At 67.4% G+C, this 23,411-nt stretch carries 22 protein-coding genes; 16 read left to right on the forward strand and 6 right to left on the reverse strand.

All coding sequences use genetic code 11. The features are described from left to right. Positions 1–64: 64 nt before the first annotated feature. The 8 genes from ACQKLX_RS25040 to ACQKLX_RS25075 all read left to right on the forward strand — a co-directional run bounded on the left by ACQKLX_RS25040 (position 65) and on the right by ACQKLX_RS25075 (position 8,547). Positions 65–1,117 (forward strand): TRAP transporter substrate-binding protein, encoded by a 1,053-nt coding sequence (locus ACQKLX_RS25040; protein ID WP_427364273.1) that lies wholly within the window; start codon positions 65–67, stop codon positions 1,115–1,117. Between the two features lie 2 nt (positions 1,118–1,119). Beyond that, positions 1,120–1,626, forward strand: a complete 507-nt coding sequence (locus tag ACQKLX_RS25045; protein WP_427364274.1) for a TRAP transporter small permease — start codon at positions 1,120–1,122, stop codon at positions 1,624–1,626. Further along, complete coding sequence (locus ACQKLX_RS25050) at positions 1,623–2,942, forward strand: TRAP transporter large permease (RefSeq protein ID WP_427364275.1); 1,320 nt, start codon at positions 1,623–1,625, stop codon at positions 2,940–2,942. Before ACQKLX_RS25045 ends, ACQKLX_RS25050 begins: the two co-directional genes overlap by 4 nt. A gap of 16 nt (positions 2,943–2,958) precedes the next feature. Continuing rightward, entirely contained in the window at positions 2,959–3,273 is a 315-nt protein-coding gene (locus tag ACQKLX_RS25055; RefSeq protein ID WP_427364276.1) for a rhodanese-like domain-containing protein, read from the forward strand. Positions 3,274–3,505: 232 nt separating this feature from the next. After that, a complete protein-coding gene (locus ACQKLX_RS25060) occupies positions 3,506–4,462 on the forward strand; it encodes a YiiG family protein (RefSeq protein ID WP_427364277.1) in 957 nt (318 codons plus the stop codon). 119 nt (positions 4,463–4,581) lie between these two features. Next, complete coding sequence (locus ACQKLX_RS25065; RefSeq protein WP_427364278.1) at positions 4,582–6,891, forward strand: xanthine dehydrogenase family protein molybdopterin-binding subunit; 2,310 nt, start codon at positions 4,582–4,584, stop codon at positions 6,889–6,891. Positions 6,892–7,024: 133 nt separating this feature from the next. Next, positions 7,025–7,456 (forward strand): c-type cytochrome, encoded by a 432-nt coding sequence (locus ACQKLX_RS25070; RefSeq protein ID WP_427364279.1) that lies wholly within the window; start codon positions 7,025–7,027, stop codon positions 7,454–7,456. 155 nt (positions 7,457–7,611) lie between these two features. Beyond that, positions 7,612–8,547: a c-type cytochrome gene (locus ACQKLX_RS25075; RefSeq protein ID WP_427364280.1), complete on the forward strand. Its 936-nt coding sequence runs from the start codon at positions 7,612–7,614 to the stop codon at positions 8,545–8,547. A 39-nt stretch (positions 8,548–8,586) separates the two neighbouring features. Here ACQKLX_RS25075 and ACQKLX_RS25080 read toward each other — a convergent pair whose 3' ends face one another. From ACQKLX_RS25080 to ACQKLX_RS25095, 4 genes are all read right to left on the reverse strand, one after another. After that, positions 8,587–9,207 (reverse strand): helix-turn-helix domain-containing protein, encoded by a 621-nt coding sequence (locus ACQKLX_RS25080; RefSeq protein ID WP_427364281.1) that lies wholly within the window; start codon positions 9,205–9,207, stop codon positions 8,587–8,589. Positions 9,208–9,311: 104 nt separating this feature from the next. Next, positions 9,312–10,241 carry a DMT family transporter gene (locus tag ACQKLX_RS25085; protein WP_427364282.1) on the reverse strand — a complete coding sequence of 310 codons (930 nt, stop codon included), beginning with the start codon at positions 10,239–10,241 and terminating at the stop codon, positions 9,312–9,314. Positions 10,242–10,374: 133 nt separating this feature from the next. Beyond that, positions 10,375–10,827 carry a GNAT family N-acetyltransferase gene (locus ACQKLX_RS25090; protein WP_427364283.1) on the reverse strand — a complete coding sequence of 151 codons (453 nt, stop codon included), beginning with the start codon at positions 10,825–10,827 and terminating at the stop codon, positions 10,375–10,377. Positions 10,828–10,893: 66 nt separating this feature from the next. Continuing rightward, complete coding sequence (locus ACQKLX_RS25095) at positions 10,894–11,673, reverse strand: SDR family oxidoreductase (RefSeq protein WP_427364284.1); 780 nt, start codon at positions 11,671–11,673, stop codon at positions 10,894–10,896. 125 nt (positions 11,674–11,798) lie between these two features. Between ACQKLX_RS25095 and ACQKLX_RS25100 the strand changes: the two genes are divergently transcribed. Then, a complete protein-coding gene (locus tag ACQKLX_RS25100) occupies positions 11,799–12,623 on the forward strand; it encodes a UDP-2,3-diacylglucosamine diphosphatase (protein ID WP_427364285.1) in 825 nt (274 codons plus the stop codon). Next, positions 12,623–13,723, forward strand: a complete 1,101-nt coding sequence (locus ACQKLX_RS25105; RefSeq protein ID WP_427364286.1) for a glycosyltransferase family 4 protein — start codon at positions 12,623–12,625, stop codon at positions 13,721–13,723. Before ACQKLX_RS25100 ends, ACQKLX_RS25105 begins: the two co-directional genes overlap by 1 nt. Before the next feature lie 22 nt (positions 13,724–13,745). Here ACQKLX_RS25105 and ACQKLX_RS25110 read toward each other — a convergent pair whose 3' ends face one another. Then, positions 13,746–15,533, reverse strand: a complete 1,788-nt coding sequence (locus ACQKLX_RS25110; RefSeq protein ID WP_427364287.1) for a cation:proton antiporter domain-containing protein — start codon at positions 15,531–15,533, stop codon at positions 13,746–13,748. Between the two features lie 181 nt (positions 15,534–15,714). On the opposite strand from ACQKLX_RS25110, the gene ACQKLX_RS25115 reads away from it, so the two are divergent. Then, on the forward strand, positions 15,715–16,560 hold the full coding sequence (locus ACQKLX_RS25115; protein WP_427364288.1) for an AAA family ATPase: 846 nt from the start codon (positions 15,715–15,717) through the stop codon (positions 16,558–16,560). 147 nt (positions 16,561–16,707) lie between these two features. Here ACQKLX_RS25115 and ACQKLX_RS25120 read toward each other — a convergent pair whose 3' ends face one another. Then, positions 16,708–17,970 carry an ABA4-like family protein gene (locus ACQKLX_RS25120; protein ID WP_427364289.1) on the reverse strand — a complete coding sequence of 421 codons (1,263 nt, stop codon included), beginning with the start codon at positions 17,968–17,970 and terminating at the stop codon, positions 16,708–16,710. A gap of 44 nt (positions 17,971–18,014) precedes the next feature. On the opposite strand from ACQKLX_RS25120, the gene ACQKLX_RS25125 reads away from it, so the two are divergent. The 5 genes from ACQKLX_RS25125 (at position 18,015) to ACQKLX_RS25145 (ending at position 23,391) form a co-directional block, all read left to right on the forward strand. Further along, positions 18,015–18,776, forward strand: a complete 762-nt coding sequence (locus ACQKLX_RS25125) for a TetR/AcrR family transcriptional regulator (protein ID WP_427364290.1) — start codon at positions 18,015–18,017, stop codon at positions 18,774–18,776. A 9-nt stretch (positions 18,777–18,785) separates the two neighbouring features. After that, positions 18,786–19,313 (forward strand): SixA phosphatase family protein, encoded by a 528-nt coding sequence (locus ACQKLX_RS25130; protein WP_427364291.1) that lies wholly within the window; start codon positions 18,786–18,788, stop codon positions 19,311–19,313. A gap of 13 nt (positions 19,314–19,326) precedes the next feature. Continuing rightward, positions 19,327–20,775 carry a YcjX family GTP-binding protein gene (locus tag ACQKLX_RS25135; RefSeq protein ID WP_427364292.1) on the forward strand — a complete coding sequence of 483 codons (1,449 nt, stop codon included), beginning with the start codon at positions 19,327–19,329 and terminating at the stop codon, positions 20,773–20,775. Positions 20,776–20,788: 13 nt separating this feature from the next. Beyond that, positions 20,789–21,790, forward strand: coding sequence for a YcjF family protein (locus ACQKLX_RS25140; RefSeq protein WP_427364293.1), 1,002 nt, complete (start codon positions 20,789–20,791; stop codon positions 21,788–21,790). A 188-nt stretch (positions 21,791–21,978) separates the two neighbouring features. Then, on the forward strand, positions 21,979–23,391 hold the full coding sequence (locus tag ACQKLX_RS25145; RefSeq protein ID WP_427364294.1) for a flagellar hook protein FlgE: 1,413 nt from the start codon (positions 21,979–21,981) through the stop codon (positions 23,389–23,391). Positions 23,392–23,411: the final 20 nt, after the last annotated feature.

A 23,411-nucleotide genomic window follows, 5' to 3' on the forward strand; every position in this document is an offset into this window, starting at 1 on the left:
GCCGCTCGAAAAAATGCGGCAGGGGTGAACGAAACAATCCAGAATTCCCGGGGAGGGGACGATCATGACTTTCGACCGCCGCAGATTCCTGGCTCTCGCCGGCTCGGCCGTGGCCGCGCCGGCCGTACTGCGCGCCACGCGCGCCAATGCCCAGGAAGTGACGCTGCGCATGCATCACTTCCTGCCGCCGGTGGCGAACGGACACGCCAAGTTCCTGAAGCCCTGGGCCGACAAGGTCGGCGCCGAATCGAACGGCCGGATCAAGATCGACATCTTCCCGTCGATGCAGCTTGGCGGCACCCCGCCGCAGCTCTACGATCAGGCCCGTGACGGGGTCGTCGACATCGTCTGGACGCTGCCCGGCAACACGCCCGGCCGCTTCACCGGCATCGAGGCGTTCGAGCTGCCCTTCGTGCCGAACAAGCGGGCGCTGGTGAACTCGCTGGCGCTGACCGACTATGCCAGCGAGCACCTCAAGGACGAGTTCAAGGACATCCATCCGATCTGCTTCTGGGCGCATGATCACGGGCTGATCCACGCCAACAAGCCGGTCAAGACGATGGAGGACCTGAAGGGCCTGAAGCTGCGCTTCCCGACCCGACTCGCCGGCGAGGCCCTGCGCGCGCTCGGTGCCAACGCCATCGGCATGCCGATCCCGCAGGTGCCGGAATCGCTGGCCCAGCGCGTCATCGACGGCTGCGTCGTGCCCTGGGAGGTCGTGCCCTCGATCAAGGTGCAGGAATTGGTCAAGAACCACACCGAGATCCCGGGCTCGCCGACCTTCTATGTCGCGACCTTCGTGCTCGCCATGAACAAGGCCAAGTATGAGGGCCTTGCGCCCGACCTGAAGGCGATCATCGACAAGAACTCGGGCGCGGCGGCGGCGGCCATGGCCGGGAAGGTCTGGGACGAGCAGGCCGTCGTCGTCTCGGAGATGGTCAAGAAGCGCGGCAACAACATCGTCACGCTCGAGCAGGCCGAGGCCGAGCGCTGGCACAAGGCGACGGCGCCGGTGATCGAAGGCTGGCTCAAGACGGCCAAGGACAAGGGCCTCGACGGCGAGAAGCTGCTCGCCGCCGCCCGCGCCGCCCTGACCAAGCACCAGAACGCCGCCTGAGCATGACCGGCAGGGCAGGGGAAGACAGGCCGCCATCGCGCATCGACGCGGTGGCGGAGGCGGTCGCGCTCATCGGCGGCGTACTCTTGATCGCGGTCGCGACCATGGTCGTGGTCAGCGTGACCTTGCGCAGCGATCTCGTCGGCGCGGCGGGCGTGCCCGGCGATTTCGAGCTGGTGCAGATGGCGACTGCGGTCGCCGCCTTCTGCTTCCTGCCGCTCTGCCAACTGAAGCGCGGCAACATCTTCGTGGATACCTTCACCCTGAAGCTGCCGCAGCGCTGGCGCGACGGGATCGACGCGCTCTGGGACATGGTCTACGGCCTCGCCATGGCGCTGATCGCCTGGCGGCTCGGCGTCGGCGCGCGCTCGGCGTTCGCCAGCGGCGAGAACACCATGGTTCTGCAACTGCCGAGCTATCTCCCGATCGCGCTCTGCGCTGCGCTTGCCGGCTTCGTCGCGCTCGCCGCCTTCGTCAGCGCCTGCCGCCTCATGAGGCAGCCCCGATGAGCGGCGCGTCTCTCGCGATCACCGGCTTTGCCGTCATGCTGGCGCTGATGGCGCTACGCCTGCCGATCGGCCTCGCCATGCTGGCCGTAGGCAGCGCCGGCTATATCCAGCTCAACGGGCTCGAGCCCTTCCTCAACTATATCCGCACCACGCCCTACCAGATCTTCGCCAACTACACGCTGTCGGTGATTCCGCTCTTCGTGCTGATGGGCGCCTTCGCCGAGCGTTCCGGGCTGGCGGGAGACCTGTTCAAGGCGGCATCCGCCTTCGTCGGCCATCGCCGCGGCGGCCTCGGCATGGCGATGATCGGCGCCTGCACCGGCTTCGGCGCGATCTGCGGCTCCTCGGTCGCGACCACCGCGACCTTCGCCCGCGCCGCGCTGCCGCAACTGCGCAGCTATCGCTACGATCCCGGCTTCGCCTGCGGCGTCACCGCGGTCGGCGGCACGCTCGGCATCCTGATCCCGCCTTCGGTGATCCTCGTCGTCTATGCGATCTCGACCGAGCAGAACATCGCCAAGCTGTTCCAGGCGGCGCTGATCCCCGGCCTGATGGCGGCGACGTTCTATTGCATCACCATCTGGATCATGTCGCGCCTCGACGGGACGCTCGCCCCCGCCCATGAGCGCACGCCCTGGCGCGAGCGCTGGCCGCTGCTGCTCGGCGTCGTCCCGGCGCTGACGGTGGCGGTGATCGTGGTCGGCGGCATCTATGGCGGCGTGTTCACGCCGACCGAAGGCGCGTCCGTCGGCGCCTTCATCATGCTGGCGATCGGTCTGTTCCGGCGCACGCTCGGCCTTTCCGAGATCAAGCAGGCGATCCTGCAGACGGCCGAGACCTCGGCGATGATCTTCGCCATCCTACTCGGCGCCGAGGTGTTCAACGCCTTCCTGGCGCTGACGCAGGTGCCGACCGCGGCCGCCGAGATGATCGCGGCCTCGGGCTGGGCGCCTTATACGGTGCTCGTCGGCCTGCTGCTGTTCTACATCGTGCTCGGCGGCGTGATGGACGAGCTCGCCATGATCCTGCTGACGCTGCCGGTGTTCTTCCCGATCGTGACAGCGCTCGATTTCGGCATGCCGACCGACGACATCGCGATCTGGTTCGGCATCCTCGTTCTGGTCGTGGTCGGCATCGGCATGACCTGCCCGCCGATCGGGCTCAATGTCTTCGTCGTCGCCTCGCTGGCGCGCGACGTGCCGGTGACACGAATCTATCGCGGCGTGCTGCCCTTCGTCGTCGCCGACGTGATCAGGCTCGCCATCTGCGTGGCATTTCCGGCGCTAAGCCTCTATCTGGTGAAGCTCCTGAACTGAGCGACCCGAGAGCAGCATGATCGTACACGACCTCGACATCGACGCCGTCAAGGCAGGTCTCGCCGACGGCTCGATCCTGCTCGTCGACGTGCGCGAGCCGCATGAGTTCGCAGCCGGGCATATCCCCGGCTCGCTGTCGCGGCCGCTGTCGCAGTTCGATCCGGCCGACCTGCCGAACGAGCCCGGCAAGCGCGTGGTGCTCTCCTGCGCCGCCGGCGTGCGCTCGCTGCGGGCGCTGGAATTCGCGCAGGCAGCCGGGCTCGATATCGACAGCCACTATATCGGCGGCTTCAAGGACTGGGCCATGCGCGGCGAGCCGGTCGAGCGCTAGTATCCGTTCGAGACGTCGTGATGGCGGTATGCGACTGGCGTTTATCTGCGCTTCGGTGCTCACGTACTTTGAGTACGCTCCGCTCCGATGCTCGAAAAACACCGGTCTCGCCACGCCCTGAGGACGTCTCGAACGGATACAGGGGCATCGCCTTTCGGTTGCGGTTCGCGACGCCAGCGCCGATAAAGTGGCGCGGCCCCAGATCCGGCCGTGGTCGACCAAAGGTGCCCTGATGAAGGCTTCCCGCCTGCTGAGCCTCTCCCTCGCAGCTCTGCTCTGCTCTGTTTCCGCAGCTCCGTTCGCCGTCGCGCAGCAGGCTGCCCCGCAGGCCGGAACCAAGCGGCCGGCGCAGGACCCTGAGCTGCAGGCGGCGATCGCCAAGTCGAATGCCTATACCTCGCTCTCGAACAGGACGATCCGGGCGATCGAATCCTGGGATCGCTACAAGAGCTGGGTCGACATGAAGAAGGGCCCGACCGGCAAGGAGCGCTATATCTCCTATGGGCTCTACAGCCTCTATGACGTGAAGGACGAGATCGCCAAGGCCGAGGCGGCCGCCGGCCAGCCGCCGGCGCAGCCCGAGCTCGACGGCGCGGTGAAGCGCTATATCGCCGCCTATCAGGAGCTGGCGCCGCTGATCACCCGGGCCGAGCGCTATTACGAGCGCAAGGATTATCGCGACGACAACGCTGCCGAGGGCCGTGAGCTGCATGCCAAGATGGTGCCGGCGGCGGAGGCGTTCCTGCGCGAGCGGACCGCCTTCGGCGTTCAGCTCAACGGCTACAAGAAGGGCATCGATGCCCGCGAGCTCGCCGCGATCGAGGCGAGCGAGGGCCGCCTTGCCCGCTGGCAGCTGCGCAACATCATGATCAATGCCCGCGCCGTGATGGACGTGATGCCGAGCAATGAGAGCCCGATCGTCGACCTCGCCGCCTTCGATACGGCGCTGGCCGGCTATTCCGGGGCGATCAAGGAGATGGACCGCTTCAAGGACAGCAACCCGTCCGGCGTGCCGATGATCGATTCCTCGGCGAGCTCCTGGCTCGGCTCGCTGCGCGATTTCCGCGAGAAGCTCGGCAAGTCGAAGGGCGATGTCCGCAAGGGCGCGGCCAACGATGCCAACCGGATCGTCTCCAGCTACAATATGATGGTGAGCATGTCCGACAGTGCCGCGCGCATGATCCGCTGAGTTTCAAGACCTCTCTGCTTGCACTGTGTGCATCCCGGCCCCCGCGCGTGGGCCGGGGTGACGCGGCGGCGATCCTGCGCCAGTCTTTCTCATTCGAGTGATCCGAAGGAAGTTTGCCGATGCGTCCGATGAAGTTCGGGGTGGGCCAGCCGGTGCGGCGGGTCGAGGATCAGCGTCTGACCACCGGCACCGGCCGCTATACCGACGACACCGCGGTCGAGGGCGCGCTGCACGCCTATGTGCTGCGCTCGCCGCATGCGCACGCGACCTTCAAGATCGTCGACAAGCAGACCGCGCTGAAGCGCAAAGGTGTCAAGCTGATCCTGACCGGCGAGGATGTCGCCCATCTCGGCGACATCCCCTGCAAGGGACTGATCAAGGAGATCTCGGGCGAGAACGTGAAGCCGAATTCGGTGCCGGTGCTGCCGCTCGACACGGTGCGCCATGTCGGCGAAGCCATCGCCTTCATCGTCGCCGAGACGCTCGACCAGGCGCGCGACGCTGCCGAGGCGATCGAGATCGAGTTCGAGACGCTGCCCTCGATCACCGGCATTGCCGAGGCGCTCGAGAACGGAGCGCCACAGGTCTGGCCCGACCGTGACGGCAACGTCGCCTTCGAGGCGGAGCAGGGCAATCGCGAGAGGACCGAGAAGGCCTTCGCCAAGGCCGACCGGACGATCTCGGTCACCATCGTCAACAACCGCCTCGCCTCCAACTACATGGAGACGCGCGCCTGCATCGCCGAATACGACAAGGCGGACAAGCGCTGGACCCTGACGCTCGGCAGCCAGGGCAGCCATGGCACGCGCGACATCCTCGCCAGCTACATCCTCAAGGTCGATCCCTCCCGCATCCGGGTGATCACGCCTGATGTCGGCGGCGGCTTCGGCACCAAGATCTTCATGTACCGCGAATACCCCCTGACCATGGTCGCGGCCGAGAAGCTGAAGCGGCCGGTGCGCTGGGTTGCCGACCGTACCGAGCACTTCCTTGCCGATACCCATGGCCGCGCCAACCTGACGACGGCGACGATGGCCCTGGACAAGCGCGGCAAGTTCATCGGCCTCAAGGTCGATCTCGCTGCCGATATGGGCGCCTATCTCTCGCAGTATGGGCCCTTCATCCCCTGGGTCGGCACGACGATGACGCCGGGCTGCTACAATATCCCGGCGGTGCATGTCCGCTTCCGCGGCGTCTTCACCCATACGACGCCGGTCGATGCCTATCGCGGCGCCGGGCGGCCCGAGGCGGCCTATCTGATCGAGCGGCTGGTCGATGCGATCGCGCGCGAGACCGGCAAGACGCCGGACGCGGTGCGCGCGCTCAATTTCGTCAAGCCGAGCGAGATGCCGCACAGGACGCAGACCGGGCCGGTCTACGATTCCGGCGAGTTCGAGGGCCATATGCGCCGCGCCATGGAGGTGGCGGACTGGAAGGGCTTCAAGAGCCGCCTGAAAGCCTCGCAGAAGGCCGGCAAGATCCGCGGCATCGGGCTCGCCTGCTATATCGAGGCCTGCGGCGGCGGTGGGCCGGAGAGCTCGACCGTGATCCTGGAGAAGGACGGCACGGTCACCGTGCTGATCGGCACCCAGTCGAACGGGCAGGGGCACGAGACCGCCTATTCGCAGCTCGTCGCCCAGCATCTCGACATTCCGCTCGACCGCATCAAGGTCGTCCAGGGTGACACCGACCGGGTCGCGACCGGCTCCGGCACCGGCGGCTCGCGCTCGATCCCCGTCGGCGGCGCGGCGCTGAATGCTGCGACCGGCATTCTCGCCGACAATCTGAAGAGCCTCGCCTCGGACGCGCTCGAAGCGGCTCCCGGCGACCTCGAGATCGTTGACGGCACTGTCCGCATCGTCGGCACCGACAAGAAGCTCGACCTCAAGGCGATCGCCAACCTGCCCGGCGCCAAGGCCGAGCAGCTCAGCGTGCATCAGAGCTGGACGCCGCCGGAGGCGACCTATCCGAACGGTACCCATGTGGTGGAGCTGGAGGTGGATCCGGCGACGGGCGGCACCGAGATCCAGAACTACGTCGTGGTCGACGATTTCGGCGTGACGCTGAACCCGATCATGCTGCAGGGCCAGGTCCATGGCGGTGCGGCCCAGGGCATTGGCCAGGCGTTGATGGAGGAGATTCGCTTCGACGACTCCGGCCAGATGCTGACCGCGACCTTCATGGACTATGCCCTGCCGCGCGCGATCGACGTCCCCAACTTCCATTTCGAGACGCGCAACGTGCCTTGCGTCACCAACGCGATCGGTGTGAAGGGCGCGGGCGAGGCCGGCGCGATCGGCGCCTGCCCGGCGGTGATGAACGCCATGGTCGACGCGCTCAACCGCGCTGCCGGCGTCACGGCGATCGACATGCCGGCGACACCGGCCAAGGTGTTCGCGACGCTGAAAGGCGCGGGATATCGGCTCTGACGCAAGGGGTTGATTGCTTTTTTGCAATCAATTTCACGAGAATGCGACTTGGCGCTGTCGTGCGCCTGCGTTGATCTGGAAGAATTCAAAACAGCGTCGGAGCCCGGCGCTGCCTTCCGGAGGAATCTTGCGCATGCTTCGTTCTGTTTTCGTCGTCCTCGGTCTTGCTGTCGGCGTCTCCGCCGTTCTGGCCCAGGCCAACCCGATCTCCGAGCGGCGCGACACGATGAAGGCTGTCGGCGCCGCGACGCGCGAGGGCGCGGCGATGGCCAAGGGCGAGGCGCCGTTCGACGCTGCCAAGGCGCAGGCGGTGTTCAAGGCCTATGGCGATGCCGCCAAGAAGATGCCGGGTCTCTATCCGGATACCGCTAAGACCGGCGGCGAGACCACTGCGGCTCCGAAAATCTGGGAGGACCAGGCCGGCTTCAAGGCTGCCTTCGCCAAGTTCGAGGCCGACGCTGGCAAGGGCGCGGCCGTGACCGATCTCGCGGGCTTCCGCACCGCCTTCGGCGACGCCACCAAGAATTGCGGCGGCTGTCACGAGACCTACCGCATCAAGAAGTGACGGGCGGCCTGCCGCCATCAGATTTACCTGCAGATTTGACCTGATCGAAGGAGCGGGCTTCCTTGTGGAGGCCCGCTCCATTCGTCGGTGGCATCCGGTTCGAACCCTGTCGCGATACGAGCGTTGTTTGCCCGGGATAACCGAATGAGGAACCGATGCGCCGCCTGCTGATCACGCTTCTGGTCTTCATCGCGCTCGGCATCGCCGGCTTCTTCGTCCTCACCGATCCACGCGTGGTTTCGCCGGGGCCGGAGGTCGGCACGCTGCCGGCGCCCGATGTCGAGAACGGCAAGCTGCTGTTCGCCGCCGGCGGCTGCGCCTCCTGCCATGCGACGCCCGGCCAGGACGACAAGACGAGGCTCGGAGGCGGGCTGGTGCTGGACTCGCCCTTCGGCAAGTTCCACGTCCCGAACATCTCGCCGCATACCCGCGACGGCATCGGCAATTGGGGCACGGCCGACTTCATCCAGGCGATGACCGCCGGAGTCTCGCCCGCGGGCCAGCATTATTACCCGGCCTTTCCCTATACCTCCTACCGGCTGATGCCGGCGAAGGCTGTCGCCGATCTCCTCGCCTATATCCGCACGCTGCCCTCGGTCGAGGGCAAGGCGCCCGGCCATGAGCTCGGCTTTCCCTTCAACATCCGCCGCGCCGTCGGCGGCTGGAAGCTGCTCTTCTTCGACGGAGCGCCGTTCAAGGCCGATCCGGGCAAGAGCGAAGAATGGAATCGCGGCGCCTATCTGGTGAACGGACCGGGGCACTGCGCCGAGTGCCATTCCAGTCGCAACCAGCTCGGCGCCATCGTCCAGGCGACGCGCTTCGCCGGCGGTCCCGATCCGGAAGGCAAGGGCTGGGTTCCGAACATCACCCAGGCCGATGACGGGCTCGGCAAGTGGTCGAAGGCCGAGATCGCCGAATTGCTCAAGACCGGCTTCACGCCGGGCTTCGACAATGTCGGCGGCTCGATGGCGGCGGTGGTGCGCAACATGGCGCAGTTGCCGGATGCCGACCGGCTCGCGATGGCGGAGTATCTGAAGTCGCTGCCGGCGGTGCAGGGGCCGCCGCGGCCGCAGAAGGCGGCTGGCGGCTAGTCCTGCTAGGAAACAGATAAGTGCTCGCGGGCGAGCCCTTCAGTCCATCACGGCCGCCTTGAGGATGCAGACCATCAGCGCGGTGCCGGGCTGGTCGCCGATGCAGCGGACGACGTGCTGGCGGTCGCAGCGATAGCGCAGGGTCTCGCCGGCCTTGGCGCGCTGCGTGATGCCGCCGACCTCGACCTCGAACTCGCCGGCGCTGACCGAGAGCGATTCGATCGAGCCGCGCTGATGCCCTTCCGAGTCGAGCTCGCCGCCGGGCTCGGCGCTGACTTCGTACCATTGCAGCCATTCGACCGTCTTGATCCAGCCGATGATGGCGAGGCGCAGCTTGCCGTCCTCGGAGACCAGGATCGGCGTGTCGGGCCGGGCGATCTTCTCGATGAAGGCCTCTTCCTCATTGGTCGAGAGCACGCGCTCGATCGAGACGTCGAGCGCCTGTGACAGCCGCCAGATCGTCGCCAGCGTCGGATTGGTCTCGTTGCGCTCGATCTGGCTGATGATCGACTTGGCGACGCCGGACTGCTCGGCCAGCTCCGAGAGGGAGAGGTTATAGGCCTTGCGCAGCCGCTGGATCGTCTTGCCGAGCTGGCCCGAGATCACCTGCGCGCCGGATTCCAGCTCGCGCCCGCCACGTTCCCTGGTTTCGATGCCCATTGCGCTCTTGCCTGCCGTCTCCCCCAATCCGTTTGGGATAGAGAACGATTGTTTGTCCTAGCGGACAATGCCTCGGATCGCTGCATGCGGCAAGTCGAGCGGCTTCAGACAGAACGGGACGGGCCGACCTCGCGGGTCTCCTTCTTGAGGAGACCGAGCTGCTGCTCGCGCAGGATGACGTAGATGCCGGAGGCGATCACGATCAGCGAGCCCAGGAGCACGGCCATCACCGGCCATTCGCCGAAGACGAACCAGCCCAGCGCCGTCGCCCAGATCATCGTCGAATATTCGAAGGGCGCGATCAGCGAGGCGTCGCCATAGCGATAGGCCTGGACCAGCAGCATCTGGCCGAGGCCGCCGAGCACGCCGATGGTGACGAGCAGGACGAAGTCCTCGAGGTCGGGCACGGTCCAGCCGAGCGCGAGGGTCAGCAGGCCGAGCAGCGAGGTCAGCGACATGAAGTAGAAGACGATGGCGCCGGTCTTCTCGGTGTGGGTCAGAAGCCGGACCTCGACCGAGGCGAAGGCCGAGCAGAAGGCGCCGGCGAGCGCGAGCAGGGCGCCGATGGCAGGTCCGCCCGAGAGCCCGTGGCCAAAGGCCTGCGCACCCATGTGCGGGGAGAGCATCAGGAGCACGCCGAGGAAGCCGACAGCGACGGCGGTCCAGCGATAAATGCGGACCCGTTCCTTGAGGATCAGCGCCGCCAGCACGACGACGATCAATGGCGCGGCATAGCCGATCGCGACGGCGTCCGAGAGCGGCAGCAGATGCAGCGCGGCGAAGCCGAGGAACATGCCGGTCGAGCCGATGACGCCGCGCTTGAGATGGCCGCGCAGATTGCTGGTCTTGAGCGCTTCGGGGAATTCATGGCGCCAGGCCAGCCAGATGATCAGCGGGATCAGCGCGAAGAAGGAGCGGAAGAAGACGAGCTCGCCGGTCGGATAGCGCGAGGCCAGCGTCTTGATGCCGGCCGACATCAGCGTGAACGACAAGGCCGAAAGCAGCTTGAGGCTGATGCCGAGGAGCGGTGACACGGGAACAGGTCGGGCGCGAGGACTGGAGGTCTTGTGCAAGACGTCCAGCCCTTAGAACACGGGTGCGAGGCCGTTCCAAGCGTCGATCTTGCAAATCGGACCGGCGCGATGCGGGAGGCGCTGGCAGCGCAGGTCAGGCGAGGCGGTATTCGAGGATCTCGTCGCCGCGATCGTCGAAGCTGCCGGTCGAGCGCCAGCCGAGATGGCGATAGAAACCATAGGAGCGCACCGCGGGATCGGACGAGCAGCTCAGGAACAGCCTGTCGAAGCCGAGCCCTTTGAGCTCCGCGACAACGAGGGCGAGGAGCGTCCTGCCGACGCCCTGTCCCTCATGGTCCGGCAGCAGCGCCACCACGGCGATCTCGCCGGTCTCGCGTTCACCGAAGCAGTAGCCGATGATCTCGCCATCGAGCGTTGCCACCTGGCCGGGCAGACTGCCGTCGGCGACGGCGGCGCGCCAGCTTTCGAGCGTGACGCCCGCCTCCGCGAGCCGTTCGACCGAGAAGGCGTTCTCGCGTGTCCTGCCGCGCAGGACGACGCAGGCGGGCGTGTCTTCGGGGACGGCTCGTCGATAGGCGATGGTCATCGGACTCAAGCGGATTGCGGACGTGAGTGCCGGGGCGCGCCCTGACGCGACCCGGCCGGTTCGATGTCAGAAATTCGCCCGGAACGAACCGCCGTCGATCAGGAAGTTCTGGCCGGTGATGTAGCCGGCATGGGCGCTGGCGATGAAGGCGCAGAGCTTGCCGAACTCGTCGGGCGTGCCCAGGCGGCCGGCCGGGACGGCAGCGAGCCGCCGCTTCGTCGCTTCCTCGATGCTGATGCCCTGCATCTCGGCGACCTTGTTGGTCGCGGTCTTGATCCGGTCGGTGTCGAACACGCCGGGCAGGATGTTGTTGATGGTGACGTTGGCATGGGCAATCTCGCGCGCCACGCCGGCGAGGAAGGCGGTGAGGCCGGCGCGGGCGGCGGAGGAGACGTCGAGGCCGGTCAGCGGCGTCAGCACGCTCGCCGAGGTGATGTTGACGATGCGGCCGAAGCGCCGCTCGATCATGCCGTCGACGACGCGCTGCACCAGTTCGAGCGGTGTCGCCATGTTCTGGGCGACGCCTTCGAGCAGCCCCTCGCGCGTCACCTCGCGGAAGGGTTTTGGCGGCGGGCCGCCATTGTTGTTGACGAGGATGTCGGGATTGGGTGCCGCCGCGAGCAGCGCGTCCTGGCCCGCCTTGGTCCCGACGTCGGCGACGACAGCGATCACGGTCGCGCCGGTGCTGGCGCGGATCGCAGCAGCGGTCTCCTCCAGCGTCTTGCCGTCGCGGCCGTTGACGATGACCTTGCAGCCCGCCTCGGCCAGTGCCTGCGCGCAGCCGCGGCCCAGCCCCTTGCTCGAGGCGCAAACGATGGCCGTGCGGCCGGCGATACCCAGATCCATGGTCGTCTCCCGGAAAGGTCCGTTCCTGTGCCGGCAGGCAAAGCATGCTTTCGCCGCCGCGTCATCAAAGCGTAGTGCAAATCAGACACACGCCGCAGGCATCGCAACAGGATGGGTCGGCGGGTATGAGCGACGACAGCGACGCCAAGCAGGTTCGTAGCATCTTCATCTCGGACCTGCATCTGGGCACGCGGGGCGCCCAGGCGGACCTCGTGCTGGAGTTCCTGCGCGCCTATGATGCGCCGACGATCTATCTGGTCGGCGACATCATCGACGGCTGGCGGCTGAAGAGCGGCTGGTACTTCCCTCAGTCCCACAACGACGTGGTGCAGAAGCTGCTGCGCAAGGTGCGCAAGGGCTCGAGGCTGATCTACGTCACCGGCAACCACGACGACTTCCTGCGCGATTATACCGGCCTGCAGTTCGGCGGCATCACCCTGGTCGACGACATCGTCCACGAGACCGCGGACGGCAAGCGCATGCTCATCATCCATGGCGACCTGTTCGACCTCGTCGTGCGCAACGCCAAATGGCTCGCGCTGCTGGGGGACTGGGCCTACACGATCGCACTCTTCCTCAATCATGGCATCAACCGGGTGCGCCGGACCTTACGCCTGCCGCACTGGTCGCTCTCGGCCTGGGCCAAGCACAAGGTCAAGAACGCCGTGAACTATATCGGCGAGTTCGAGCAGTGCCTCGCCGACGAAGCGCGCCGGCACAAGGCCGACGGCGTTATCTGCGGCCACATCCACCACGCCGCCCGACGGGACATCGACGGGCTGACCTATATCAACACCGGCGACTGGGTCGAAAGCTGCACGGCGGTGGTCGAGCATGACGATGGCCGCTTCGAGATCGTGCGCTGGCCGCAGCATCGGCTGAAGGGCGAGAAGCCGGCTATTCCTGCGACTCGCCCGACTCCAGTGCCGAGCCTCGTCGAGGCCGCGTGATGCGCGTCCTGATCGCGACGGACGCCTGGCGCCCGCAGATCAACGGCGTGGTGCGCTCGCTGGAGCGGATGGTCGAGGCGGCGCCGGAATTCGGCGTCACCCCGCAGATGCTGACGCCGGAAGGCTTCTGGCAGGTCGGCTTGCCGTCTTATCCCGATATCCGCATTGCGCTTGCGACGCGCCGCCATGTCGCCAGGCGCATCGCCGAGTTCGGCCCGGATCATATCCATATCGCGACCGAAGGGCCGATCGGCTGGCTGACGCGCGCCGTCTGCCTCGCCCAGAAGCGGACCTTCACCACGAGCTACCACACCCGCTTCCCGCAATATGTAGCGGCGCGCTGGCCGATACCGGAGAGCTGGAGCTACCGATTCCTGCGCCGCTTCCATGGGCCGGCGGCGGGCGTGATGGTCTCGACCGCGACCGTCGAGGCGGAGCTCGGTGCCCATGGCTTCGAGCGCATCCTGCGCTGGGGGCGAGGCGTCGATCTCTCCCTGTTCCATCCGCGAGCCGAAAGCGTGCTCGACCTGCCGCGGCCGATCTTCCTCAGCGTCGGCCGGGTCGCGGTCGAGAAGAACCTCGAGGCCTTCCTGTCGTTGCGCCTGCCCGGCAGCAAGGTCGTGGTCGGCGACGGCCCCGCCCGCGCCGACCTCATGCGCGCCTTCCCGGAGGCGCATTTCCTCGGGGCGCGCGAAGGCGAGGATCTTGCTGCCATTTATGCATCCTCCGATGTCTTCGTGTTCCCGAGCCTGACCGACACCTTCGGCATCGTGCTGCTGGAGGCCGCGGCCAGCGGCCTGCCAGTGGCAGCCTTCCCGGTGCAGGGACCGAGCGACGTCTTCGCCGGCAGCGAGGCGGCGGTGCTGCACGAGGATCTGCGCCAGGCCGCGCTCTCGGCCCTCCGCCTGCCGCGCGAGGCCGGGTTGGAACTGGCACAGCGCCATAGTTGGCACAGTAGCGCCGAGCAGTTCTACGGCCATATGCGCCGGGCGATGCAGGCCGCTGCGGCGGGCAAGGCAGCACGGCCCGAGCTGGCGCCGGCCTCGACGACAGCGCTCTCGGTCCGGCTGGAGCCGGCGGAGCGGAAGGAATTCGCCTAGAGCGTCGATCAGGCGCGCGGGGTCACAACCTCCGCGACCGCGCATGCCGTGGCAGCGCCGGCTGCGGTGCGCTCGCTGGCTTGAGTTCGCTGCGGAAATCGTCGCGGCGCTGGTGCACAGAGGCGATGACGAGGCCCATCGGCACGCCGAGGCCGACCAGCGCCGCTTCCGACAATTGCAGGCTGGCCTCGATCGTCTCCGGCACGGCGTCGTTGACGCCGATCTCGTAGAGATGGCGGGCATGCTTGGCGTCGCGGGCGCGAGCGACGATCACCAGGTCCGGGCGCATGCCGCGCGCTGCCGCGACGATGTCGTCGACGGCGCGGGGATTGTCGATGGTGACGATCAGCGCGGTCGCCTCCTCCAGGCCGCAGAGCCGCAGGAAATCTGGTCTGGTGGCGTTGCCGTAGAAGGCCGGGCGCCCTGCGCGGCGCTGCGCCGCGATCAGCGTGGGATCGGCGTCGACAGCGATGTAGGGCACCTTGTGTTGCGAAAGCATCTCGCCGACCAGGCGGCCGACACGGCCGAGGCCAACGACGATAGCGCGCGGGGCGTGATCGTCCGGCGGCAGGATGTTCGCTTCGTCGGGAAGCTTCACTGCCGGGGCAAGGCGGGCGGACAGCGTCCGCGCCACGCGGGCGGCGAGCGGCAGGAAGATCATGGTCAGCGAGACGCCCGCCAGCACGAGCGAGGCCGCGCTCTGGTCCACCAGCTTGGCGGCGACAGATGCGGTCAGCAGCACGAAGGCGAATTCGCCGCCCGGGCCGACCATGATCGCGGTCTCGAGCGCGGTCGGCACCGAGAGTTTGAAATAGCGGGCGAGCAGGAAGGTGATCGCGGCCTTTGCGAGGAAGAGGCCGATGGCGATGCTGAGGATCGCGACCGGCTGGGCCGCCAGCGCCGCCGGGTTCACGCCCATGCCGACGGTCAGGAAGAAGACGCCGATCAGCAGCGACTTGAACGGCTCGATCGTCACCTCGATGGCGCGGCGATATTCGGTTTCGGCCAGCAGCAGCCCGGCGATGAACGCGCCCAGTCCCATGGAGAGGCCCGCCGCCGCCGCGATCAGCCCGGTGCCGAGCGCGACCAGCAGGGTCGCCGCCATGAAGCTCTCCGAGGAATCGGTCGAGGCGACCAGGCGAAAGAGCGGGCGCATCGCGAGGCGACCGATCACGGTGATGGCCGCAATGGCGGCGACAGCCTGCAGCAGCGCCTGCGTCAGGCCAACGAGCAGCGAGCCGTTCTCCTGGGTGCCGAGCACGCTGACCAGGAAGAGCAGCGGGATCACCGCGAGGTCCTGGCAAAGCAGGATGGCGAAACTGGCTCGCCCGGCCGAGGAGGTGATGCGGCGATGGGCCGAGAGCAACTCGACCACCATCGCGGTCGAGGACAGAGCGAGCGCCGTGCCGATCAGCAGCGCCGCCGCCGGCGGCTGGCCGTAGGCGATGGCGACCGCGCCGATCGCGGCGGCGCCGAAGGCGACCTGACCGAGGCCGAGCCCGAAGACCAGCCGGCGCATGGTCTTGAGGCGTTCATAGGACAGTTCAAGCCCGATCACGAAGAGCAGGAAGGCGACGCCGAGTTCGGCCGGGCCGGCGAGCGCCTCCGCGCTCGAGACCGTGATCGTGCTGAGGATCGGGATCTTGGCGACCAGGCCGCCGAGGCCATAGGGGCCGAGCACGGCGCCGCAGGCCATGAAGGCCACGACCGAGTTGACGCGGAAGCGCTTGGCGAAGGGCACGATCACGCCGGCCGTGGCGAGCACAACCACGGCGTCGCGATAGGCGGAAGGGTCGATCGTCCCGGCCACGTCACCCTCTGGGGAATCAGGCGAAGCTGTTGATCTCTCAGCTTTGCTTGCCAGGGCCTTGCAACACAAACCAAAACTCGCTTCAGGCTGACGAAAACTTGCTCCCCCGCCGGCTGGCCTCTAAGCACATGCCATTCGCGGCGGCAGTGCGGTCGCGAGCCAGCCATATGAAGGGCTTCGCATGCGCTTTACCGGCACCGCCTCCTACGTCGCCACCGAGGACCTGACCGTGGCGGTCAATGCTGCGATCCGGCTGGAGCGGCCCCTGCTGGTCAAGGGCGAGCCCGGAACCGGCAAGACGGTGCTGGCCGAGGAGATCGCGGCTGCGCTCGGCGCGCCGCTGCTGACCTGGCATGTCAAGTCGACGACCAAGGCGCAGCAGGGACTCTACGAATACGACGCGGTCAGCCGCCTGCGCGACAGCCAGCTCGGCGACTCCAGAGTCTCCGACATCGCCAACTACATCAAGCGCGGCAAGCTCTGGGAGGCCTTCGTCTCGCCGGTGCGCCCGGTGCTGCTGATCGACGAGATCGACAAGGCCGATATCGAGTTCCCGAACGACCTGCTGCTCGAGCTCGATCGCATGGAATTCCATGTCTACGAGACCGGCGAGACGATCAAAGCGGCGCAGCGGCCGGTGATGATCATCACCTCGAACAACGAGAAGGAGTTGCCGGATGCCTTCCTGCGGCGCTGCTTCTTCCACTATATCCGCTTCCCGGACGCCGAGACGATGCAGAGAATCGTCGAGGTCCATTTCCCCGGCATCAAGAAGCGCTTGATGGAGGAGGCGCTGCGCCTGTTCTTCGAGGTGCGCGAGGTGCCCGGCATCAAGAAGAAGCCCTCGACCTCCGAACTGCTCGACTGGCTGAAGCTCCTCGTTGCCGACGATATCGGCCCCGAGGTGCTGCGCGAGCGCGATCCGCGCAAGCTGATCCCGCCGCTGCACGGCGCGCTGCTCAAGAACGAGCAGGACGTCTCGCTGTTCGAGAAGCTCGCCTTCATGGCGCGGCGGGAGAACCGCTGAGCATCCGTTTGAGATGTCGTCAGGGCGGTTTGCGACTGGTGTTTTTCTGCGCTTCGGCACTTGCGTACATGCAGTATGCTGCGCTCCGATGCTCGAAAACCCCGGTCTCGCCACGCCCCGACGACGTCTCGAACGGATACTGAGCGTTTAACCTAGTCCCAGGAGCGGGCGCGCCTGCAGCGCCGCGATGAGCGCAGCCATGGTGACCGCGGCGTAGACGGTGGAGACCGTGCCGAGTGCGACGAGCCCGGCCTTGCCCTGCCGCGTCATCAGCCAGAGCAGGATGCCGATCGTCGGGATGATCTGGAGGGCGTGCAGGCCGAGGAAATGTGCGATTCGCAGGTCGCCGATCGTCAGTGACCAGCCGAGGAAGGGGATCGTCCGGTGTGCATCGGGCACGGTGCCGACATAGTGCCCGCTGGCGCTGGAGCTGAGGATCGCACCGGTGGCGAGGCCGAAGACGCAGGTTAACGCGAGGCCGACGACCAGCGACCGGCGCACGACCTCCGGCATCGGGGCGGCGTCGCGGCGGGCGAGCCCATAGGCGAGGAAACCGGGCGCGATCGTGAACATCACTGCACCGATGCCCATGAGCGTGTAGAGCGCGATGCCGATCCAGTCGTCGCGATTATAGTGCGAGGCTTCGAGCCGCGAGGCGCGCCAGGCGATATAGAGCACTTCGAGAACGATCGGCACGATCACGGGCCAGATCAGGTAGCGCCCGAGCCAGGAGGCACGGAAGCGCTCGCTCGTGAGCGGCAGGAACAGCGCCAAAGTCAGCAAATAGAAGGCGACCGAGAGCTCGAATTTCAGCGGCTTGATCCAGGTGTCGACCCCTTGGAATTGCCTGGGGTCGATCAGCCATGCGAAGAAAGTCGGCACCGCCAGAGCGAGCATGGCGAAGGCTGCGGCCGTCAGGCGGGGCTCCAGTTCGAGATCGGGCAGCCAGGCCGGGAGGCGAGCTTGCAGGCGCGCGATCCGGTCCTCGCGCGCCAGGCGGAAACAGGCTTCGATCAGCACATAGGTGATGAAGCCGAACGGTCCGAAGAGGAATACCATAGGCAGCACCGGCAGCATCAGCCAATGCGGGATTCCCTCCGCTTGCGAGCGGCGCAGGATCCAGTTGCCGAGGAAGAGGTCGAAGGCGAGGTAATGAACCCAGCCGGCGAGCAACAACGGCTTCGAGGCGAACAGGGCTGCGACCGAATCGAGCGAGGAGAAGCCGCCCTTGGCGTCGTGCCAGTACACGGCGATCAGCACGGCATAGCCGAGCGAGAGCAGGGCCGGAATGATCCAGCCGGCGAGCGCGGCCGAAATGCCGCGCCAGCGCGGCAGCAGGATCAGCGCGGCCCAGCCGAGCATGGCGAGTTGGCCGGCCCGGGCGAAGGCGTCGTCCAGGCTGAGAGGCATCATGCGCTCCAATCTTGACGCTGTTTAGTTGCGGGCTTGTCCTATTGCGTTATCTTAACGCCGTCAAGTTCGATGGCGGCGGCGTGCGGGCAGGGCGTGCGATGGACAGCAAGGTCGGCAAGCGGGGCGGCTATCACCATGGCGACCTGCGCCAGGCGATGATCGAGGCGGCCGAGGCGGTGCTTGCGGAGAAGGGCGTCGGCGGCTTCACCCTGCGCGAATGCGCACGCCGCGCCGGTGTCTCGCCGGCGGCGCCGGCCCATCATTTCGGCAATCTCGTCGGCCTGCTGACCGCGATCGCGACGCTCGGCTTCGACGATCTCTCGCAGGAGATGGAGACGGCGGTCGCGAAGGCCAGGACGTCCGGTGGCGACCGGCTGGCGGCTATCTGCGAGGCTTACCTTGCCGTTGCACTGGCCCGGCCCGGCCGTTTCCGCGTCGCCTTCGGGCGCCTCGGCTTGAAGAACAACGATGACGAGCTGCGCCGCGCCGCGATCCGGGCCTTCGGCATCCTGGTTCGCGAGACGAAACTGGCGCTCGGGCATGAGATCGACAGCGATGTGCTGACGCGCTTGCCGTCGAGCTATGCCGGCGACGAGGATATCGCCGAAATCCTCTTCGTCTGGTCGGTCACCCACGGCTTCTCGACCATGCTGATCGACGGCCAGCTCACGCCGCTGGAGATGCAGCCGGGCGGGCGCGAGCGGCTGATCGCGCTCTATTCCGGCCGGCTGATGGCGATGCTGCTCGCCGCCGTGGCGAGTTCTGCGGGCGTGCCACTCGCAAATCCCGCCAGCCATGGTTAGATGGCGGCCATGCGCCGCCTGATGCTCCTGCGCCACGCCAAATCGGCCTGGCCTGCCAACACCGCCGACCGCGACCGGCCGCTCGCCACGCGCGGGCGGGAAGCCGCCCCGGTCATGGGCCGCTATCTCGCCGAAGAGCTGCTGCTGCCTGATCTCGTCCTGATCTCGCCGGCCAAGCGCACGGTCGAGACCTGGGAGCTGGTCAAGCCGATGCTGCCCGAGAAGCCGGCGACCCAGTTCGAGCCGCGCATTTACGAGGCCAGCCGGGAACGCCTGCTCAAGGTCGTGCAGGAGACCGAGCCTGAAGTTCGCACGCTGCTGATGATTGGCCATAATCCCGGCTTCGAGGAACTCGCCGCCAAGCTCGCCGGCCATGGCGACCGCTATGCGGCGGCGCGGATGGCGCAGAAATATCCGACCTGCGGGCTCGCCGTGATCGATTTCTCCATCGAGGACTGGCGCGACCTCGCGGCGCAGGGCGGCCGGCTCGACCGCTTCGTCACGCCGGCCTCGCTCGGCGAGGGGCCGGACGAATGATGCGGATCGCCTGATGGCGTCCGGTTCCTATCTCGACGAGGCGCGCAATGCCGCGCTCGCCTTCGGCGACAGCCTGCTCGGGCTGGCGCGGCCGCGCCTGCGCATCGGCGTCACCGGCCTGTCGCGTTCGGGCAAGACGGTTTTCACCACGGCACTGATCCAGAACCTAGTCGAGGGCGCCAAATTGCCCGTACTAAAGGCCTCGGCCGAGGGCCGCATCGCCCGCGTCAGGCTGGTGCCACAGCCGGATCCCGAGATTCCGCGCTTCCCCTATGAGGCGCATCGTACCGCGCTGTCGGGATCGGATCGGCGCTGGCCGGAGTCGACGCGCCGCATCTCGGAACTCAGGATCGAGATCGATTACGAGCGCGCCGAAGGCTGGTTCAAGGGCCCGGCGACGCTGACTCTCGACATCGTCGACTATCCCGGCGAATGGCTGCTCGATCTCGCCCTGATCGGACAGGACTATGCGAGCTGGTCGGCACAGGCGGTCGCAGATGCACGCAAGGCGCACCGGCTCGCCATCGCCGCGCCCTGGCTCGACGATCTCGGGCAGCGTGACCCGGCCGGCCCGGCTGACGAAATGGCGGCCGAGGCTGCCAGCGACGTCTTCAAGGCCTATCTCGCCGCCTTGCGGGCCGATCCCGAGGCGGTGGCGGTGACGCCGCCCGGGCGCTTCCTGATGCCGGGCGATCTCGAAGGCTCGCCGGCGCTGACCTTCGCCCCGCTCGACCTACCGCCGGGCGCGCAGCCGCAGGCCGGGACGCTCGCCGGGCTGATGGCGGAGCGCTTCGAGGCCTATAAGCGCGTCGTGGTTGGGCCGTTCTTCCGCGAGCACTTCGCCAGGCTCGACCGGCAGATCGTGCTGGTCGACGCGCTGGCGGCGCTCGATGCCGGCCCGGCCGCGCTCGCCGATCTCGAAACCGCGCTTGGCCAGGCGCTTTCGGCCTTCGCCGTCGGGCGCAACAGCCTGTTGTCGAGCCTGTTCGCGCCGCGGATCGAGAAGGTGCTGTTCGCCGCGACCAAGGCCGACCACCTCCACCACACGAGCCATGACCGGCTCGCCGGGGTGATGTCGTATCTGGTCGCGCGTGCCGCGGCGCGGGCGCAAGGTGCGGGTGCCAAGGTCGAAGCTATGGCCTTCGCCGCGATCCGGGCCACGCGAGAGGTCCGCATCCGCGAGGGCCGCGAGGAGCTGCCGGCGATAGCCGGCGTGCCTGAGGCAGGCGAGGTCGTCGACGGCGAGGTCTTCGACGGGCAGACGGAGGCGGCGATCTTCCCCGGCGATCTGCCAGAGCGACCCGAAGCGATCTTCGATTCCAGCGCACCACGCTGGCATGTCCGGGCGCCGCGCTTCCGGCCACCGTTGGTCAAGCCGGATGCAGGTGGGCGCCTCGCGCCACCACCGCAGATCCGCCTCGACCGCGCGCTCGAATTCCTGATCGGCGATCGGCTGGCGTGAGGGAGGGGCGAGCATGAGCAAGGCACCGCGCGCCATCCGTCTCGATCCGCAGAATGGATCGTCCGACGACGCCGTCTTCGGCGGGCACGGCGATGTCGCCATCGTGCCGGAGGTCGAGCCGATCGAGCCCGAGGCCGTGGCGGTTCCACGGCCGAGGCGTCGCCGCTTCAGCTGGGGCAGCCTGTTCGTCGCGGCGCTGTCGGGCCTGCTGGCGCTCTCCGTCACGGTATGGGCCGAGCAGACGATCCGCTGGCTGCTCGCCCTCAATCCGGCCGTCGGCGTTGCGGCGCTGGTTTGCGCCGGCGTCGCCGCGCTGGCGCTGCTGGTCATGTTGCTCCGGGTGCTGCGCGACATCCTGCGCGAGCGGCGGGTCGAGGCGCTGCGCGAGCGCGCCGTCGCGGCCCTCGCCGAAAGCGATCTCGCCAAGGCACGCGGTGTCGCCACCGATCTCGACAAGCTCTATGCCGGCCGGCCCGAGACGGCGAAGGGCAGGGCGGAGCTGACCGCCCATACGCCGCAACTGCTCGCTGCCCGCGACCTGCTGACTGTCGCCGAGCGCAGCCTGCTCGCGCCGCTCGATGCCCTCGCGCAGGCGCAGGTGGCTCAGGCGGCGCGGCGGGTCTCGCTCGTCACGGCGGTGAGTCCGCGAGCACTGGTCGACGTCGTCTTCGTGCTCGTCGCCTGCGCCCGGCTGCTGCGGGCGATCGCCACCATCTATGCCGGCCGCCCGGGGGGGCTCGGGCTGTTCAGGCTGGCGCGGCAGGTCCTCGGCCATCTCGTCGTCACCGGCGGCGTGGCGGCGGGCGATGCCGTCATCCAGCAGGTGCTCGGCCAGGGGCTGGCGGCGCGCCTTTCGGCCAAGCTCGGCGAGGGTGTGCTCAACGGGTTGCTGACCGCCCGGATCGGGCTTGCGGCCATTGCCGTCTGCCGTCCGCTGCCTTTCGTCGAGGAGACGCCGCCGGGATTGTCGGATGTCGCCGGCGATCTCTCGGGCTGGGGCGGCAAGGACGGCTGAACCCGGCAGAATTTGCCCGGCGCTGGACGAATCTGCCCGGTCGGAAACGTCGGGAAACGTTTCGAAAACCATCCAAGTTCTTGAAATATCTGAAGCCTGCCTCTGGCACAGGCCGTGCAAACTCACCCTCGGTTCGACATGCCGCCCATGGGGGGCGCTGTCCAGGTCTGACGACCAGTGAGGTTGCGATGGGTGTTTTCAGTGCTCTGACGACGGCCGTGACGGGCATGCAGGCCCAGTCCTATGCCCTCGAGAATATCTCCGGCAACATCGCGAACTCGCGCACCGCCGGCTTCAAGCGGGTCGATACCAGCTTCTCCGACCTCGTGCCGGATTCGGCGCTGAACCGGCAGATCGCCGGCTCGGTCGCCTCCTATAGCCGCGCCACCAACACGATCCAGGGCGACCTCAACGCCACCCGCATCGACACCAACGCTGCGATCAACGGCGATGGCTTCTTCGTGGTCGACCAGCGCCAGAGCGGCGTCGGCGCCTCGACGCTGTTTTCCAACAGCAATCTCTACACTCGCCGCGGCGATTTCGACTTCGACGCCGACGGCTATCTCGTCAATGGCGCGGGCTACTATCTCAAGGGCCAGAAGATCGACCCCGTCACCGGCCAGGTGATCGGCAGCCAGCCCGACGTGCTGCGCATCACCAAGGACCAGTTCCCGGCCAAGGCGACCACCCAGATCGAATACAGCGCCAATATCCCGGCCTATCCGAAGACGAACAGCGCCAACACCTCGACGCCGGGCTCCGAGCTGCTCAACGCCGGCACCGGCTTCGGCACGAACCCGGGCACGACAGCATCGGGCGGCAGCGGCACCGTTGTCGGCAGCGACCTGACCACCTTCCTCAACCGCTCGATTCCCGGCGGCCAGGTCACGGTCTACGACACTCTCGGCAAGGCGACGAGCGTCGAACTGCGCTGGGCCAAGGTCTCCAACGCTGCGGCCGGGCCGCCGGCGGTGGCCGACACCTGGAACCTGTTCATCGCCGAAAACACCGGCGCGACCGGCGCGACCGTCGCCTACCGCAACGTCAACACCGACATCACGTTCGACAACACCGGCAAGATGACGAACCCCGCCAGCGGCAACATCACCATTCCGCCGATGACGATCGGCGGCACCGCGATATCGCCCGCCAGCGCTCCCATCAGCATCGTCACCAACGGCACCAGCCTGACGCAGAACGGCGACACCAGCGGCCAGATCGACGCCCGCAGCATCCGCCAGAACGGCTACACCGCCGGCACGCTCGACCGGGTCTCGATCTCGAACGAAGGCCAGGTGATCGGCACCTTCAGCAACGGCCAGGTCGTGGCGCTGGCGCAGATCGCGGTCGCCCGCTTCAATGCAGGCAATGCGCTGAAGCGCCTCGACGGCGGCGCCTTCGAGGAGACGATCGAGTCCGGTGCGCCGATCGTCGGTCTCGGCACCTCGGCGCTGATCGGCGGCAATGTCGAGCAGTCGAACACCGACATCGCCGACGAGTTCTCGAAGATGATCGTCACCCAGCAGGCCTATTCGGCCAACACCAAGGTGATCTCGACGGCGCAGGAGATGCTGCGCGACGTCTTCAACATCATCCGCTGAGCGGCTGAGCGCAGCCCGGC

Origin of the sequence: Allobosea sp. NPDC003192, assembly GCF_050275675.1 — a bacterium.
In the GTDB taxonomy this organism is placed as follows: Bacteria; Pseudomonadota; Alphaproteobacteria; order Rhizobiales; family Beijerinckiaceae; genus Allobosea.

Coding starts and splice junctions, on each gene's coding strand:
- ACQKLX_RS25120 (WP_427364289.1), bottom strand. CDS start 17,970: ATGCCTCTCAGCCTGGACGACGCCTTCGCCCGGGCCGGCCAACTCGCC.
- ACQKLX_RS25075 (WP_427364280.1), top strand. CDS start 7,612: ATGCGCCGCCTGCTGATCACGCTTCTGGTCTTCATCGCGCTCGGCATC.
- ACQKLX_RS25045 (WP_427364274.1), top strand. CDS start 1,120: ATGACCGGCAGGGCAGGGGAAGACAGGCCGCCATCGCGCATCGACGCG.
- ACQKLX_RS25060 (WP_427364277.1), top strand. CDS start 3,506: ATGAAGGCTTCCCGCCTGCTGAGCCTCTCCCTCGCAGCTCTGCTCTGC.
- ACQKLX_RS25040 (WP_427364273.1), top strand. CDS start 65: ATGACTTTCGACCGCCGCAGATTCCTGGCTCTCGCCGGCTCGGCCGTG.
- ACQKLX_RS25080 (WP_427364281.1), bottom strand. CDS start 9,207: ATGGGCATCGAAACCAGGGAACGTGGCGGGCGCGAGCTGGAATCCGGC.
- ACQKLX_RS25095 (WP_427364284.1), bottom strand. CDS start 11,673: ATGGATCTGGGTATCGCCGGCCGCACGGCCATCGTTTGCGCCTCGAGC.
- ACQKLX_RS25130 (WP_427364291.1), top strand. CDS start 18,786: ATGCGCCGCCTGATGCTCCTGCGCCACGCCAAATCGGCCTGGCCTGCC.
- ACQKLX_RS25100 (WP_427364285.1), top strand. CDS start 11,799: ATGAGCGACGACAGCGACGCCAAGCAGGTTCGTAGCATCTTCATCTCG.
- ACQKLX_RS25145 (WP_427364294.1), top strand. CDS start 21,979: ATGGGTGTTTTCAGTGCTCTGACGACGGCCGTGACGGGCATGCAGGCC.
- ACQKLX_RS25140 (WP_427364293.1), top strand. CDS start 20,789: ATGAGCAAGGCACCGCGCGCCATCCGTCTCGATCCGCAGAATGGATCG.
- ACQKLX_RS25055 (WP_427364276.1), top strand. CDS start 2,959: ATGATCGTACACGACCTCGACATCGACGCCGTCAAGGCAGGTCTCGCC.
- ACQKLX_RS25070 (WP_427364279.1), top strand. CDS start 7,025: ATGCTTCGTTCTGTTTTCGTCGTCCTCGGTCTTGCTGTCGGCGTCTCC.
- ACQKLX_RS25105 (WP_427364286.1), top strand. CDS start 12,623: ATGCGCGTCCTGATCGCGACGGACGCCTGGCGCCCGCAGATCAACGGC.
- ACQKLX_RS25135 (WP_427364292.1), top strand. CDS start 19,327: ATGGCGTCCGGTTCCTATCTCGACGAGGCGCGCAATGCCGCGCTCGCC.
- ACQKLX_RS25050 (WP_427364275.1), top strand. CDS start 1,623: ATGAGCGGCGCGTCTCTCGCGATCACCGGCTTTGCCGTCATGCTGGCG.
- ACQKLX_RS25065 (WP_427364278.1), top strand. CDS start 4,582: ATGCGTCCGATGAAGTTCGGGGTGGGCCAGCCGGTGCGGCGGGTCGAG.
- ACQKLX_RS25090 (WP_427364283.1), bottom strand. CDS start 10,827: ATGACCATCGCCTATCGACGAGCCGTCCCCGAAGACACGCCCGCCTGC.
- ACQKLX_RS25115 (WP_427364288.1), top strand. CDS start 15,715: ATGCGCTTTACCGGCACCGCCTCCTACGTCGCCACCGAGGACCTGACC.